Here is a 15,661-nt window from a genome sequence, read left to right as displayed (position 1 = left end):
GATACGTAGATGCAGCCAGAAAACGATTACCCGATCTTCCTGGGCTCCGAAATTGAGCAACCCAAGCCCGAGGACGCCTTCTTTCATATCATCCCCATCCCCTATGAGGAGACTGTTTCCTACGGTGGCGGCACTGGCAAGGGCCCGGCCTCCATCCTCGAGGCCTCCTGGCAGCTGGAAACTTTCGACAACTTCTCCTCACCCTGCGAGCTAGGTATCTACACCCGCCCGCCTGTCTCGGTCTCCGACGCTGCAGAGCAGGTAATGGACAATATCGCCGCAGCCACCAAAGAGGTGCTGGCACTGAGTAAGATGCCCGTGGGCATCGGCGGCGAACACTCGGTGACCTGGGGCATTATCAAAGGCCTGCTGGATGCCGGTGAAACCGACTTCGGTGTGGTTCAGATCGACGCCCATGCCGACCTGCGCGACCGCTATGAAGGCCACAAGCACAGTCACGCCAGTGTGATGCGCCTGGTGGTAGAGGCCGGTGTGCCCCTGTTCCAGCTGGGGATTCGCGCCTACTGCGAAGAAGAGATGCAAGCGCGCAAGGATTACAACGTCGGCTATCTGGACGCCCATCAGCTAGTGCCCAACAACGTGCAGGAATTCCAGCTGCCGGAAAACTTCCCCAAGAAAGTCTTCTTTACTCTGGATGTGGATGGCATGGACCCTTCGGTGTTTCCCTCTACCGGCACTCCAGTACCCGGCGGTCTGGGCTGGTACCAGACCCTCAACCTGTTCGAATCCGTGGCGCGTCAACGCCAGATTATCGGTTTTGACGTACTGGAATTCGCGCCGATTGACGGCTTCCACGCCTATGATTTCGCCGCTGCCCAGCTGATGTACAAACTGATGGGGATTATTCAGCGCAACCGCTGAGGCAGCCTCGCTTTCCAGCACTTTGACAATTCTTAACCAATTAACCTGTCATTGCTGTCAGATTAAGGGTTAGTATGTCGATGTGAGTAATCACTTCGCTGGAGAGACCGTGAATAAGCTGAATATCGTTCTTGGCGCCAGTGCCTTCATTGCACTGGCGGCTTTTGCCTTTAGTCCATCTGCAGACGCCCGTGGCTACGATCGCTGGGGGGAGCACCGCCATCATCATCGCCACGGTCACTACCATGGCGGCAGCCGCATTTCCATTGGCTTTGTCGCCCCGATACTACCCACCAATCATGTACGGGTTGCCGTTGGCGGGCGTCCCTATTACTACCACGGCGGACACTTCTACCGTCATGGCCCAAGGGGTTACGTCGTCGTGAATGCGCCGCTGGGCGCTTCAGTGGTAACACTGCCAAGCCGAGCCGTGCCGGTACAAGTGGGCGGTGTCACTTACTACCAGTATGCCGATGCCTATTACCAGTGGGTACCGGCTACCCGCACTTATGTGGTAGTAGCGCCCCCAGCACCGGTAGCGGTCGTTCCAGCTCCGGCACCAGTGGTTACGGTTCCAGCACCAGTCGCTGCAACTCCGGCGCCTGCACAAGCTCCAACCACGGCACCGGCGACAGTCCCCGCAACACCAGATCCTGGCCCAGAAGGTTTCCAGCCCGGTCAGGTCTTAGAGACGCTGCCCAAAGGCTACGCGGCTGAAGTGATCAATGGTATCCAGTACTACCGCTATGGCGGCAACTACTTCATGCCGACCCAACGCGATGGCCAGGAAGTCTATGTGGTGGTCAAGCTGTAAGCGCCGCCGCACTTTCCAGCCCGTGAAAGCGGGCGAACTGACCCAAGGCCCGGTGAAAGCTCGCCTCCAGCGAGACACCGGGCTTTTCCAACCAGTGCAGAGTCTCGATACGCAGTGCTCCCGCATCCCGATCGGCCTTCAAGTCCACCAACCCCACAAAACGATCGCCGTATAAAATCGGCAGACAGAAGTAGCCATAGCGGCGCTTGGCTGCAGGGACATAGCACTCCAACTGGTATTCAAGTTCAAATAGCCGGCTCAGGCGCTTGCGCTGTAGTATCAGTGGATCGAAAGGCGATAACAGCCGCATCTTGCGCGCTGGCCGCGCCGGACTCTGCTCCAGCTGCTCTGTCAGCATCAACTCTTTGCCATGAGAAGTCAGCTCACCAGTGGCAAGCATATTTTCGATGGCCCGTTGAATCAGGGGCTTGTCTTCACGACGTAGATAGGCGACTTCCTCAGGGCGGCCAATGCCCTGGCAACCGAGAAAAGTGCGTACCAGGTGACTGCCGTATTCCAGTTCGGTAGCGGCGCTGATCGACGTATTTGCCGGCAATACCCGCTCGGGGAGATCAAAGACCTTTTGAAAACCCACTCGGTGGCTGACCATCAGCTCACCCTCGTGAAATAGCTGCTCCAGCGCTTTCTTTTCATCGGACCACTCCCACCAACCGCTTTTGGTGCGTACGAAATCACTGGCCCGCAATGGTCCCTCAGCGCCTACCCGATCCAGCACATAGCGGCACAGTTTGGCATTCTTCTCATACCAGTGGCGCTGCCCAGCGCGGATACGATCCATACGCACCCGAGCATAGGGGTAGTGTTCCATCGACATATAGGCGGCGGCGTGGGACCAGTATTCAAAAATTTCGCGGCGCTGTTCTGCTTCGGCTAAGTCTGGCTCACGGTAACCGGGCAGACGGTTGTACAGCTGGTGGTGGTGCGCACGGGTAATGCGCTGGATGGCATCCAGTTGCAGCGCGCCGAGATGGGCTATTAAGGCGGGGAGCCCCTCCTTCCAGGGACTGTGGATAAACTGACGCTCCAGCACCAGTGCGCGGACCTGTTGCTCTGACAGCATGGTGTCACCCTCCTTGTATTTGCTGAGCAGCAGTTACCAGTCAGGTTTCAGAGACTGGCACCTAGCGATCTACTCGCCCTGATAATATTCCGGTGCCAGGTTATCGAAGCGCGTATATTTGCCGATAAATGCCGCGCGACAGGTGCCTATCTCACCGTTACGCTGTTTGCCAATAATCAGCTCTGCCAGCCCCTTGTCTGGGCTGTCCTCGTTGTAGTACTCATCGCGATAGATAAACAAAATCACATCGGCATCCTGCTCGATCGCCCCGGATTCCCGCAGGTCCGAGTTCATCGGCCGCTTATTGGGGCGCTGCTCCACACCGCGGTTGAGCTGCGACAGGGCGACTACCGGGCAGTCGTACTCTTTCGCCAATGCCTTGAGAGAGCGCGAGATTTCGGAAATTTCCTGGGTGCGGCCCTCGGTAGAGCCCTTCACCTGCATCAGCTGCAGGTAGTCCACCATAATCATCGCCGGCAGGCTTTTGGCCTCGGCATCCTCGCGACTCATACGAGGATTTTCGCGCATCAACTTATTGGTGTGATCGCGCACGGTGCGCTTGGTGCGCGCGCGCACCTCACTGGGGCTGAGCGCAGGCGTATCGTCGATATACAGGGCTTTGCCCTTCATTTTTTGTACGGCGCTGGAAAGTTTGGGCCAATCCTCTTCCTGCAGCTTGCCGTTGCGGATACGGCCCTGGTCGATACGACCGATTGAAGACAACATCCGCATTACCAGGCTGTCAGACGGCATTTCCATACTGAAGACCAGGGTCGGGCGCTCTTGGCTGAGCATGGCACTCTCGATAAAATTCAGTGCCAGCGCGGTCTTGCCCATGGAAGGACGTGCTGCAAGGATTACCAGCTCGCCCGGCTGCCAGCCGGAGGTGCGCTGATCCAATTCGGTCAGGCCGGTACTGAGGCCGGTGATATCGCCTTCAGTTTTAAACAGCTCATCGATACGCTCGACGGTTTTCTTCAGCAGGCTATCCACACCGACGAAACCGCCCTCTTTGGCGCGTCCCTCGGCAATTTCCGCCACACGGCGCTCAGCCATCTGCAGCAGATCGGCGGAGGCCAGGCCACCGGGATTGAAACTGGTACGGCTGATTTCACCGGCGGCGGCAATCAGCTGGCGCAACATGGAGCGCTCGCGCACTATCTTGGCATAGGCGACAATATTCGCCGCGGAGGGAGTGTTCTCGGCCAGTTCCGCCAGATAGGCCGGACCGCCCACCTCGCCGAGGAGGTCGCGACTGGCGAGGCCTTCGGCGAGAGTAACGATATCCAGCGGCTGCTCACCATTGCTCAGCTCGCCCATTACCGCGAAGATCTTGCGGTGGCTGGCGGTAAAGAAGTCCTCTTCACTCAGCTGCTCGGCAACCGCATCGATGCGGCCCGGATCCAACATCAGGCCCCCCAGCACCGATTGCTCCGCCTCTACCGAGTGTGGCAGCGGTGAACTCTCTTCACTGTGGATTTCTTCTTCGGGGGTAGCGTATTCGTCGATCATGGGACTTTACTGGATACCAGAAACAAAACAGGCGCTGACCCGGTAGGGTGCAGCGCCCGATTGTAGCGCGGCTGGCGCCTGTGGCACCAACTGCTTGTCGGCAAAACCTTACTCGGCTTCGATAACGACTTTAACTACAGCAGTCACGTCGGAGTGCAGCTGTACGTCTACTTCGTACTCGCCCACTTCGCGCAGAGCGCCTTCCGGCAGCTTCACTTCAGCCTTGGCTACTTCAACACCGCCAGCAGTAATTGCGTCTGCGATATCGCGAGTGCCGATAGAACCGAACAACTTGCCTTCGTCACCAGCGTTGGCAGCAATGGTTACAACCAGGTCGGCCAGCTTGGTAGCGCGGCTCTCAGCTTCTGCCATTTTGGCAGCTGCAGCGGCTTCCAGTTCAGCGCGCTTGGCTTCGAACTCAGCAACATTGGCTGCGGTAGCCGGAATTGCCTTACCAGTCGGCAGCAGGAAGTTGCGGCCGAAACCGGCTTTAACTTCAACGCGATCACCCACGTTGCCCAGTTTGCCTACTTTATCGAGCAGAATAACTTCCATCTCGGTTTCCTCAATTTCTGTATTGTGCAGAGCGCGCCTACTTTGCGGAGCGCCCGCGAATATCTATCCAGCTATCTACCAGAGCCAAACCACACAGGAATCCAGCCAGGGGCAAGCCACCAATCACCAGCATCACGTACATCGCCACCAGGGGACCAATCCCCCAACCGCGACTGGCGACCAGCCAGTGAATAAGGGCGATACCTGCAACCACCATGGGGAAGGCGATTACTGCACCCCAGAAGGCGTAACCCGGGGTCACCAGGCTCACCACCCACAGCAGCATACTCAGTGCCGCCAGCCATACCGGCATACGCAACTGATGAAACTCCTGGCGGAAACCGCCGGGGTTATACAGTAGCGCCTGCCAGTAGCGCCCCAGAACCAAAGCCAGTGTGGCGCTCATCGCCGATATCAGGCTCAGATATCCAGTGATCTGCAATTCGCCTGAGAACACCTGCTTCAGTTCTTCCATCGGAACCGTATTGGGCTGCTCTGCCGCTCTTTCGAGCGCTTGCATAAAGCCCTGGAGCAAACCGCCGCTGAAGGCAGAGGTGAGCAAAATACCCACCGCCGAGGCCGCTGTTACAGTGAACAATGCGGCGACCCATGAACGGCTACTGCGCAGTGCCACGGCGCCGCAGAACACTGCGGCAAAGTGGCCGGCGGAAATACCGGTCACCAGTGGTAGTACATGACCGCTCATGCCCATAACAACGATCGGCAACAGTGCCCAGGCCAAAACCATCAGGCCTTCACTGCTGCCGCGGCGCAAACTCACTAGAGCGAGGATTGCCGGGCTTATCAGCGGTATCCCCACCATGGTGAGGATCACCGCCCGCACGCGCCCGCGCATAATAAACTCAGCTACGGCGCGCATAGTTAGATAGCTTCTCTATTAATGAGTCTAAGCAAACTGCGGCTTAGGCTTCGTGGCTGTCCGTGTACGGCAGCAGGGCCAGGTAACGCGCGCGCTTGACCGCAGAGGCCAGCTGACGCTGATACTTGGCTTTGGTACCGGTGATACGGCTTGGAACAATCTTGCCAGTCTCAGAGATGTAGGCTTTCAGGGTATCGAGATCTTTGTAGTCGATACGCTTAACACCTTCGGCGGTGAAACGGCAGAACTTGCGACGACGGAAAAAACGTGCCATCTGATAATCCCCTTACTCTTCGCTTTCAGCGTTATCGGAAGAAGCTTCTGCGGCGTCAGAAGAGGACTGCTCTTCTTCAGCGCGCTCGCGACGCTCGGTGCGCTCTGCACGGGCAGCTTTGCGCTCACGGCTTTCTTTTTCCGCTTTCATGATCGGGCTCTCGTCGGTGATCGCCTCGTCTTCACGGATTACCAGATTACGGATAACCGCATCGTTGTAACGGAAGTTGGTGGTCAGCTCTTCCAGAGCTTCTTCGGTGCACTCAACATTCATCAGAATGTAGTGGGCTTTGTGGATCTTGTTGATCGGGTAAGCCAGACGGCGACGGCCCCAGTCTTCCAGACGGTGTACTTCACCGCCAGTGTCCTTGATGGCAGCGGTATAACGCTCCACCATGCCGGGTACCTGCTCGCTCTGGTCCGGGTGAACCAGGAATACAATTTCGTAATGACGCATTTTAGCTCCTTACGGGTTAATCAGCCTTCCGGACAGTCCGGTAAGGCAAGGAGTACAACGGGCGCGGATAGACCGAGCCCATTGCGGGCGGCGTATTCTAGGCAGTTGCGGGATTGCTTGCAAGTTGATCAATTATTTGTGGGCTGTGTCTTCTCCAGCGCGGGGACAAGTGAACTAATTATTCCAACTGCTCCCTCAGAGACCACCCGTTCCACCCTGGGCCTTAGCCCAGCGAAACCCTGTCTTTGTGTAGATTCAGCCACTGAACTGCGCGTTCTGGTCATGGGTTTGTGGCGGCGAGCTGGCATATAGTGCCTCCCTCTGTAGGGAGAAGTACCATGCCCCAAGAAACGCACAACCTTAGTTTTGGCGCCTTCCAGGTGCCCGTCACCACCGTTCACAACGGCGAAGGCCCACTAGTCCTGGTGATTCCCGCCATGGGCGTTCCCGCCAATCGCTACCATCTTTTGTTGAAGGAATTACAGCGACTCGGCTACAGCACCGCCATCACCGAACTGCCGGGAACCGGCGAAAGCCTGCCGAGACCTAACCGCAATGCCGACTACGGCTACGATGACCTGGTATTTGCCTTTATCCCGCAACTACTGGCACTGCTGGAAGAGTCCTTCCCCGCAGGCCCGGCCCTGATTCTCGGCCACAGTATCGGCGGCCAAACTAGCACTCTCGCGGCCCGTGCCGGCCTGACCGGCAATGCCAGGGTTGTCACCATCGCCTCCGGCCATGTAGACCACCGCAGCTGGAGCGGACTGCACAGGTACGCCATTTTACTTTTTGCCTCAATAGTGAGTGTCACGTCGAGTCTGCTTGGCTATTTCCCTGGCGCACGCATGGGTTTTGGCTGGCGTGAAGCGCGCAAACTGATGAAAGACTGGGCCCGTTCTATTTTCAGTGGGCGCTTCGCTCCAGAAAAACGCTTTGGAAAACACAAGCCCAACAACCAACCCACTCTTCATATCGCCCTGGCCGGAGATCCCTTTGCACCAGTAAAGGCTGCGCGCAAACTGGCTGCTATCGTAGATGGCGAGACCCGTGAGATGGCCGCTACCTATCCGAAAGGCAACCCCCACCTAAGCTGGATCAAAAATCCACGCCCGATTATCGCCGAAGTGGACAGCTGGTTGACTCAACACCAAGCAGGCTCTTACTGAGGAAATACAGGTCTTGGCGCCATCCAAAGTGTGGCGCCGAGGCAGCTGAACTCTTCAGGTATTCAACCCCCAGTTTTTCTACTCCTGCTTATTTTCCAGCACAGTAATACCCCCATACACAGTAACGCCTACTCTGTTCACTTCCGTTTTTGGCCAGAAGTTAGAAAAGGCTCGAAGTAATTTTCTACCCCAATTACTCGATCAATAAATCGTCGCATGGGGAAATTTAATGGCCATTAATTACTTCGAACAATTCAACGCTTTGCATGAAGGCAGCCAACTCTTAGTCCTTCCGAATATCTGGGATGCCGCTAGCGCACAGCTCTGCCAAGCAGCCGGCGCTCCCGCCTTAGCTACCAGTAGCGCCGCTGTGGCTTGGTCACTGGGTTATGCCGATGGCAGCAGCATGCCAATATCGGAACACCTGAGCGCCGTTAAGCGCATTTTGAGGGTTTCCCGCGTCCCGATATCCATTGATATTGAGGATGGCTACAGCTCTGATCCCGGGCAAGTAGCGGAGTTAGTTGCAACCTTGTGTGATCTTGGCGTAGCTGGCATCAATATCGAAGATGGCAGGGAAAGCCCACAACTGCTGCGTGAAAAAATCCTGGCTATTCGCTCCACGTTAAAGGCGCGACCCTTTTTTATTAATGCACGGACCGATATTTACCTGAACAGTACGGAGAACAGCCAGGATTCACTGAAACAGGTGATGCAAAGGTTGTCCGATTACCGGGAGGCCGGTGCCAACGGAGGATTTATTCCTGGTTTAACCTCCCTGGCGGACGCACAAAAGCTAACACAAGAAATCAGTATGCCACTCAATTTAATGCTGCTAGCCGGTATGGAAGAGCCCGCCCATTTCTGGCGAGCGGGTATTCGTAGGCTAAGCTGGGGACCTGCTTTATTTCAATCGAGTTATGCGCTTTATAGCAACATGGCCAATAAGTTATTCCAAGGAAAACATCCAAAACAAATCTTTGAACACAGTCTGGACTATAACTATCTAAATAACCTGGGCTCCAATATCCAATAAAAAAGATCAATAATCTCGAAAAGGAATAACTTAAACTTCTCAATACCCATTATAAATTTACAGATGCGCTTGGGGGAGCCATCCTTGCCCCCAAGCGATTTAATAGTTCAGCTATCAAAAACTATAACCGACCCCTAAACTATATTCACTTTTGTCGTAAGTATAGAATTCCCGATTCTCCTCATTTTCAATATATTGGTACTTCCCATTAACATGGAGATTAGGGGTAATACGAAGCTTTGCTCCTAACCAGGATCTCATTCGATCAGATTCTCTAAAATAGAGATCCACATCACCTTGGCTATCGGTAATACGATTGCTCTCGTTATAGAGGCTACTGCGATACTCCACCCCTGTGGATATATTCCACCTTGGTGAAGGTATCCAAACCAGGGTGCCTCCAAGAGTATGACGAGCGGGTGAGTAGCTATAGTAATCCCCCTCTGCTTTCTCCTGCCCTTCACGATCGTTGTAATCGAATCGATAAAACAACTTCGCCTCGGTCGAAAATAATGAACGCTGCCAACTCAAGTCAAAGTACTGACGCCAGCCATCCAAATAAGCATAATCCTCGCCACCAAAGTAGTAACCTGGGCTATAGGAAAAGACAATTCTGGAGCGACCCCAATTCCCTGAAACTTTACCCAACAGCCGTGCTTGCTGTGTGACAGGCTCCCCCCCCAAGGTCACCATTTCGACGGCAAATCCCATCTCTGCAGTCCAACCAAACAGGCGGCGATCATGGAATAATCCCGCCCTGGCGCTGGCTAGATCGAGATTGTCATATTCCTTGTATTTGCGCCCAAATCCGTAACCTTGCACCCGCCAGCCACTCCCAGCAGTTCCCTTGAGGCGGTATTGACCCCAGGCAAACAACTCGGCGTAATTGTCATCCCCAATCGAGGCTTCTTCCAGTAGTTCATTTTGCAACGCATAGGCGTTGTCATCATTGCCCACCGTCAGGCTGACAGTGGCCAGCCAGGGTTTCTCACGCTCGCCGCGATGATCCTCTGCCAATAAGCGCAGACGGCGCGCAGCCATGTCCCGCAGCTTTTCTGTAGCCGCCCCTGCTCGCACAATACGGTAATGTTTAAGTGCGACCAATTCTCGATCACTTCGCTCTGCGGCAATGGCCAAGTTATAACGGGCCAAATCCTTCCAGCGGGCATTATTCAGGAGGCCGAGAAAATATATCGCGGCCTCCGAATAACGCTCTAGTTTCATCAAGGTAACGCCAATGTTATACCTGAGCTTTGCAGAGTTATTGCCAGACTCACGCTCAATTTCAAAGTACTTAAGCGCCCTACGGTATTTTCCCTGCTTGAAAGCCTCCGTAGCCTCACTGAAGAACTCTGCAGCTATTGATACTGGTGATATCAACACCAACAGCGTAATTAGCACTATTCCGATTCGCCCATTTCGCACTGTGGATTACCTCTAAACATTCCCTGTCATAAATTTTGCAATGCCAATTAATTAGGCATCTGGCCCATCGGGTAAATTGTCCTGAGCCTGCTCAAACATTCCATCAAGCTCCATAGAAATCTGGTCGCGAATATCCGCAGGTAGACTAGAAAGAATATCCTGCATCACTTGCTCGATAACGCCTTGTATATCTGCACCGTTCATCGCACTCTTAACGGCCTCTTCGATACTTTCCCTGGCTACTTCAGCGGTGCGCAGAGCTTCCTCCCTGGCCGCTTCTGCTGAGAGACGCGCATTGGCAATCAACTCCTGATGGCGTGTGAGGGCCTCACGCATCCTTGCTTCAATTTCCTCACTATGTTCAGCGCCCTGCCCAGTAGCCGCTACTGCTTCCATTACCGCCGCGATGGTTTCCTCAGCCACCTCCTGCATATCCGGCGGAAGCTCTATGTTGTTCACCACATCTTGCGCATCCTGCCCCTCCTCAACCACAGTGAGAGTGACATCCAGGTCTTCTGGTGCCTCCTGCGCCAATAAAGGGCCGCTATACATAACTGCTGCAGCGACACCCGCCGCCAATAATCCCTGTTTCCACATCGCTTGGTTACCTCTAGGTTGTGACAAAAATTGCTATCGAACCCTACATTGCGGCCGGCTTCACAAGTGCGTTAATCGTTGACGCAGTCGCTTGCTCACCCCACCGTATTCCACTTCGATCAATATCTCCCCCGTGCTATTTTCACCGAGGATTTTCACCGGCAACGACAAGCGATTACTTCCTGCAGCAATATCCGTTTGCCATTGCAACACCTGACTGCTCGCATAACCATCAAGTTGCATATTTTCCGGTAAGACGACCCTGATTAGTGCCCCCGGCATCCGGCGACTGCTGTGCAGTAAAAGGTGCACTGGCCGCCTGATAGTACCTTCGACATCTTGCTGCGTATAACCAGCCCCAACATCCATCGGGGTATCTTTTAAGAATGTCAGTATCACTCCCAATGTCACGACCACGAAGAAACCCGCAGCTACAGCCAACTGTCCCACTCGCCGATATTCGTCAAAAAATAATTTTGATAAAGAAGACGATTGACTGCTTTCCTGCCCAGCGAAGACAGACTTTAAGATACGCTCTTCCAAGTCATCGCCAGGGTTCTCAACCGGCAGGGCGCGGAGCTGGTGACGTAACAACATCTCACTGGAAAAATCTTCAGCGTCATATTTCAGCATTGGCTTTTCCTCTGATTACTAACACGGATGACCCTCGCTAATAGTTCCCTCACCGAGCAATTTTTTTAATTTTTTATGGGCGCGATGTAGGCGTGATTTCACCGTGCCCACACTTATGCCCAAAATATCTGCCACCTCTAGTAGGGAGTACCCCTCTACATCGTGCAGCAATACCGTATCGCGCCAATCGACCTCTAGTTTCGATAGCGCCTGCAGTAAAATGCGCTGCATTTCCACCTGAGAAGAAAGCCCCTTCTCTGGCGTGCCGCTTGCCACCGTCTCCCAATCAACCTCTTCATCAATGGGGGAGCTTCGGCGTCGGCGGTAGAGATCCACATAGCGGTTATAGAGCACCTTGATTAACCAGGGACCTAAGCGCTGAATTTTTTCCAGTGCTACAGATCGCGTCAGCAGGCTTGCCAAAACATCCTGTACCAGGTCCTCAGCCTCCTCGCGATTCCCTGTCCAGCGAAAGGCCATACGATAAAGTTGGCGAATATGTGGATGTATCAACTCAGCAAAACGAGCATTACGCGATCGTCGTCGCAGTAATTTTTGGGGCCAGGCGTACAAACCGCTACTCCCGGATATCAAAGGAAAGTTACCCGCAAATTTTTCACCCGCGGCATGAAATAGAAAGCTGCACAGTAAAATTGCTGTGTGACAGTGGAAAAAATCTAGCAGTGAATAGTGGAAATAGAGGGGAAAAAGAGGTTTGCGTGTGAAGCGCTACGCCGAGATACTGCAAGTCCCGGCATCAGTAATCACCAGGACTTACAGATCAAAAAAAAAGGAATAAATCAGGCGCTGCGCTGACGCACCGCTTCAAATAGACAAACACCGGTGGCAACAGACACATTCAGGCTGCTGACTTCACCGGCCATCGGAATTTTAATTAAATGATCACAGTGCTCCCGGGTTAATCGGCGCAGGCCACTGCCTTCGGCACCCATCACTAAAGCCATAGGACCCGTCAACTGAGACTGGTAGACATCCTGAGTAGCCTCTCCTGCCGCACCAAAAATCCACACTCCAGCCTGCTGTAACTGCTGTAGGGTACGCGCGAGGTTGGTCACCGTAACAAAGGGTAAAACCTCAGCCGCACCACAGGCCACCTTGCGGGCTGTCGGGGTCAAACCTGCGGATTTATCCTTGGGCGCAATCACCGCGTGTACACCGGCAGCCTCCGCTGAGCGCAAGCAGGCACCCAAATTATGGGGATCGGTCACGCCATCCAGGACCAAGAGAAATGGCGCCTCACCTTTCTGGTCCAGCTTTTCGAGCATGCCAAACAGAAATTTCTCATCCAGAACCTGGGTTTTACTCGCACAAAGAGCGATTACCCCCTGGTGATTAGCGCCCTCTTCCACCTTATCATCCAAAGTGCGACGGTCGACAAAACGCAGTGCGATATCATTTTTTTCCGCCTGCTGAATAATTTTTTGTAAGCGCTGGTCTTTGCGCCCACGCAATAGCATCAACTCCTGCACATTTTGTGGGGAACCCTTTAACAAAGCCTGCACCGCGTGCAGGCCATATACCAATTCTTGGCTCAACTTATGCCTCGATCACTTTTTCTTTTTACTGGTAGAAGAAGCTTTCTTCTTCTTTTTAACTTTGCCGCTACGCGTTTTGGCCTTTTCTGCTTTCTGTGCAGCCTTGCGCGCAGCTACCGCTGGGCGTTTGCCGCCTTTGCGCGTGGGAGTGCGCTTGCTTCCGCGACGCTTTGCCGGCGCCTCAGTTTTTTGCTTGTCGGTATCCTCGCTTGATTTTTTCTTGCTCGTACTGGGCTTATCCTCCGTCAGCTCTCCCACAGGGACCGCCTCTTTGGAGCCGACCTTACGTTTGCGAATAGGCGCTACTTCCGCTGAGGTTTCTGCGCGCTTTCCCCAGGGGCTGGCATGTAATTTACGGCTGCTGTCTTTTTTCTGCTTGCTGCGCCGCTCCCGCTCCAATTGATGCTCTACAGCCATTTCCATCGCGCGGGCACTGACCTTAGTCGTTTCTTTCTTAGCACGGGAGGCCTTTTGACGCGGCACCAATTCCTCGAGAATAAAGTCTACTTTGCGCTCTTCAAGATCGACCCGCGCCACCTGAACGCTAACTGAGTCACCTAGATGGTAGCGTTTGCCACTGCGTTCGCCGATTAAACGCTGGTGCGCCTGCTCAAAGCGGTAATAATCTTTTGGCAGCGCGGTCACGTGGATCAACCCCTCAACAAAAAGATCATTGAGCTCGACAAATAAGCCGAACCCCGTTACCGCACTAATTACGCCGGAATAAACTTCACCCACATGATCCTGCAAATATTCGCACTTGAGCCAGCTAACCACATCGCGGGTAGCATCGTCTGCACGGCGTTCAGTCATGGAGCACTGCTCGCCGAGCTGTAACATCGCCGGCATATCGTAGGGCAGTATCTGCTGTCGATCGATAGGTCTGGCGCCCGGCACGCTGTACACCTTCTGCACCACTGCGGCTTCATTGGCACTGCCATTGCGAATTAGCCAGCGCAGGGCACGATGCAACAGCAAATCGGGATAGCGGCGAATGGGCGAGGTGAAATGGGCATAGGCGCGATAATCCAAACCAAAGTGGCCGCGATTTTCCGGCTGATAGACCGCCTGATTCATGGAACGCAGTAACATCACTTGAATTATATGGGCATCCGCACGGCCCTCGACCTGCTCCAGTAACGCCTGAAAATCCGCGGGCTGTGGCTCGGAGCCACCGGGCAGTCGCAATCCCAGCTCACCGAGGTACTCGCGCAAGTTGCTGAGTTTTTCTTCTTTCGGGGCATCGTGCACGCGATAGAGAGCCGGTAATTCCGACAGCTCCATTAAATCCGCCGCACAAACATTGGCCGCCAACATGCACTCTTCGATCAGTTTGTGCGCATCATTGCGGGTAACCGGCACTATGCGCTCAATTTTGCGTTCGCTGTCAAACAGAATACGGGTTTCGGTGGTTTCAAAATCTATCGCCCCACGCCGATCGCGGGCACTGCGCAACGCCAGGTACAAATCGTGCAAATTATCCAGATGTGGAACCAGTGCGGCGAGCTGCTTACGCAGACCACTATCGCGATTGTCCCGTTCTTCTAATACCTGCCCTACCTGGGTATAGGTCAGACGCGCATGACTGCGCATCAAACCTTCAAAGAAACGGTAATCGGTAATTTCACCGCTGCGATCAATGTGCATCTCGCACACCATACACAAGCGATCTACCTCCGGATTTAATGAACAGAGCCCATTAGACAATTTCTCCGGCAGCATAGGCACGACAAAGTCGGGAAAATAAACCGAGTTGCCGCGGCTATGGGCCTCCTCATCGAGCACCGAGCCGGGGCGCACGTAGTGAGACACATCGGCAATGGCTACCAGTAGCTTCCAACTGTTGTCAGGCAAAAGCTCACAGTAAACTGCATCATCAAAATCGCGGGCATCCTCACCATCAATAGTGACCAGGGGTAATTGGCGCAAGTCAACCCGCGCTTTTTTATCCTCTTCCAGCACTTCATCGGCAATGGCATCCACTTCCGCCTGTAAGGCCGCGGGCCAGATATGGGGGATGCCATAGTTGCGGATCGCGACATCGATCTCCATGCCCGGTGCCAAATGGTCGCCGAGCACTTCCAGCACTTCCCCCTGAGGTACGCGGTCACGCCCAGGTTGTGTGACAATTTTTACCACGACATATTGGCCGTGTTCGGCACCGGCGGCATCTTCTGCCGCTACCATCACATCGAGGTTCACGCGGGGGTTATCGGGCCGCACAAAACAGATACCATTTTCCCGGTAAAGGCGCCCAGCCAGCTGTTCGGTATTGTGCTTGATTACCCGAACCACGGCACCTTCACGCTTGCCGCGAAAGCCGCCGGGAGTCTCCCGCACCAGCACCTCATCGCCGTCAAAGACTTTGCGCATTTGTCGATGGGACAAAAATAAATCGCCGTCACCATCCGTGGGCACAACGAAACCAAAACCGTCGCGGTGGCCAATCACGCGGCCACGAACCAGGCTCATTTTGTCCAGTACGCCAAAATCACCAGAGCGATTGCTGGCAATCTGGCCATCTCGGGACATGGCGATTAGACGCCGGCGCACCCCTTCACGCCGGTCCTCATCTTCTAATTCAAGAAGGTCGGCAACAAATTCCCAGGGCACCGGTTCCGCCTGCTGCTCCAAAAGTTGCAGCAAATATTCTCGGCTGGGGATAGGCTTTTCATATTTTTCCGCCTCTCGCTGGGCATGAGGGTCAGCGTTGAGGGGGCCTGAAGTATTTTTGTGTGTCAAAACAGCATCCGTTGTTGAGATAACCGCCCATTGAGGCGGCTTCCGGAGG

General features: G+C 54.4%; 16 protein-coding genes. 4 read left to right on the top strand and 12 right to left on the bottom strand.

Features of this window, described 5'->3' with window-relative positions:
* Positions 1-9 precede the first annotated feature (9 nt).
* Together speB and ACJJJA_RS02695 are read left to right on the top strand one after the other, a co-directional pair.
* The gene (gene speB, locus ACJJJA_RS02700; protein ID WP_444903681.1) at positions 10-882 is read left to right on the top strand and encodes an agmatinase; all 873 of its coding nucleotides are present in this window, start codon (positions 10-12) and stop codon (positions 880-882) included.
* Positions 883-991: 109 nt separating this feature from the next.
* Positions 992-1,696 carry a DUF6515 family protein gene (locus ACJJJA_RS02695; RefSeq protein WP_444903680.1) on the top strand — a complete coding sequence of 235 codons (705 nt, stop codon included), beginning with the start codon at positions 992-994 and terminating at the stop codon, positions 1,694-1,696.
* On the opposite strand, the gene ACJJJA_RS02690 is transcribed toward ACJJJA_RS02695, so the two are convergent.
* The 6 genes from ACJJJA_RS02690 to rpsF form a co-directional block, all read right to left on the bottom strand.
* On the bottom strand, positions 1,686-2,777 hold the full coding sequence (locus ACJJJA_RS02690; RefSeq protein WP_444903679.1) for a winged helix-turn-helix domain-containing protein: 1,092 nt from the start codon (positions 2,775-2,777) through the stop codon (positions 1,686-1,688). The genes ACJJJA_RS02695 and ACJJJA_RS02690 overlap by 11 nt on opposite strands.
* A 69-nt stretch (positions 2,778-2,846) precedes the next feature.
* Positions 2,847-4,289, bottom strand: coding sequence for a replicative DNA helicase (dnaB, locus tag ACJJJA_RS02685; protein ID WP_252084252.1), 1,443 nt, complete (start codon positions 4,287-4,289; stop codon positions 2,847-2,849).
* Positions 4,290-4,397: 108 nt separating this feature from the next.
* Positions 4,398-4,844 carry a 50S ribosomal protein L9 gene (gene rplI, locus ACJJJA_RS02680; protein ID WP_152450807.1) on the bottom strand — a complete coding sequence of 149 codons (447 nt, stop codon included), beginning with the start codon at positions 4,842-4,844 and terminating at the stop codon, positions 4,398-4,400.
* A 37-nt stretch (positions 4,845-4,881) separates the two neighbouring features.
* Positions 4,882-5,724, bottom strand: a complete 843-nt coding sequence (locus tag ACJJJA_RS02675; protein ID WP_444903678.1) for a hypothetical protein — start codon at positions 5,722-5,724, stop codon at positions 4,882-4,884.
* 43 nt (positions 5,725-5,767) lie between these two features.
* Positions 5,768-5,998 carry a 30S ribosomal protein S18 gene (gene rpsR, locus ACJJJA_RS02670; RefSeq protein ID WP_108731487.1) on the bottom strand — a complete coding sequence of 77 codons (231 nt, stop codon included), beginning with the start codon at positions 5,996-5,998 and terminating at the stop codon, positions 5,768-5,770.
* Positions 5,999-6,010: 12 nt separating this feature from the next.
* Positions 6,011-6,454, bottom strand: coding sequence for a 30S ribosomal protein S6 (gene rpsF / locus ACJJJA_RS02665; RefSeq protein WP_252084250.1), 444 nt, complete (start codon positions 6,452-6,454; stop codon positions 6,011-6,013).
* Positions 6,455-6,792: 338 nt separating this feature from the next.
* Between rpsF and ACJJJA_RS02660 the strand changes: the two genes are divergently transcribed.
* Complete coding sequence (locus ACJJJA_RS02660; protein WP_444903677.1) at positions 6,793-7,623, top strand: alpha/beta fold hydrolase; 831 nt, start codon at positions 6,793-6,795, stop codon at positions 7,621-7,623.
* Between the two features lie 229 nt (positions 7,624-7,852).
* Positions 7,853-8,659: an isocitrate lyase/PEP mutase family protein gene (locus tag ACJJJA_RS02655; RefSeq protein WP_444903676.1), complete on the top strand. Its 807-nt coding sequence runs from the start codon at positions 7,853-7,855 to the stop codon at positions 8,657-8,659.
* Between the two features lie 114 nt (positions 8,660-8,773).
* Here the strand turns inward: ACJJJA_RS02655 and ACJJJA_RS02650 are convergent, their stop codons facing one another.
* The 6 genes from ACJJJA_RS02650 to rnr form a co-directional block, all read right to left on the bottom strand.
* Positions 8,774-10,084, bottom strand: coding sequence for a tetratricopeptide repeat protein (locus ACJJJA_RS02650; RefSeq protein ID WP_444903675.1), 1,311 nt, complete (start codon positions 10,082-10,084; stop codon positions 8,774-8,776).
* A 51-nt stretch (positions 10,085-10,135) separates the two neighbouring features.
* Positions 10,136-10,681, bottom strand: coding sequence for a hypothetical protein (locus ACJJJA_RS02645; protein ID WP_444891528.1), 546 nt, complete (start codon positions 10,679-10,681; stop codon positions 10,136-10,138).
* Between the two features lie 60 nt (positions 10,682-10,741).
* On the bottom strand, positions 10,742-11,314 hold the full coding sequence (locus ACJJJA_RS02640) for a hypothetical protein (RefSeq protein WP_444903674.1): 573 nt from the start codon (positions 11,312-11,314) through the stop codon (positions 10,742-10,744).
* A gap of 18 nt (positions 11,315-11,332) precedes the next feature.
* A complete protein-coding gene (locus ACJJJA_RS02635; protein ID WP_444903673.1) occupies positions 11,333-11,887 on the bottom strand; it encodes an RNA polymerase sigma factor in 555 nt (184 codons plus the stop codon).
* A gap of 227 nt (positions 11,888-12,114) precedes the next feature.
* Positions 12,115-12,870: a 23S rRNA (guanosine(2251)-2'-O)-methyltransferase RlmB gene (gene rlmB, locus ACJJJA_RS02630; RefSeq protein ID WP_252084243.1), complete on the bottom strand. Its 756-nt coding sequence runs from the start codon at positions 12,868-12,870 to the stop codon at positions 12,115-12,117.
* Between the two features lie 12 nt (positions 12,871-12,882).
* Positions 12,883-15,612, bottom strand: coding sequence for a ribonuclease R (gene rnr / locus ACJJJA_RS02625; protein ID WP_444903672.1), 2,730 nt, complete (start codon positions 15,610-15,612; stop codon positions 12,883-12,885).
* Between the last annotated feature and the right edge of the window lie 49 nt (positions 15,613-15,661).

This window comes from Microbulbifer mixtoriginis (SeqCode) (genome assembly GCF_052466865.1).
This window is presented reverse-complemented; position numbering and strand designations above follow the sequence as displayed.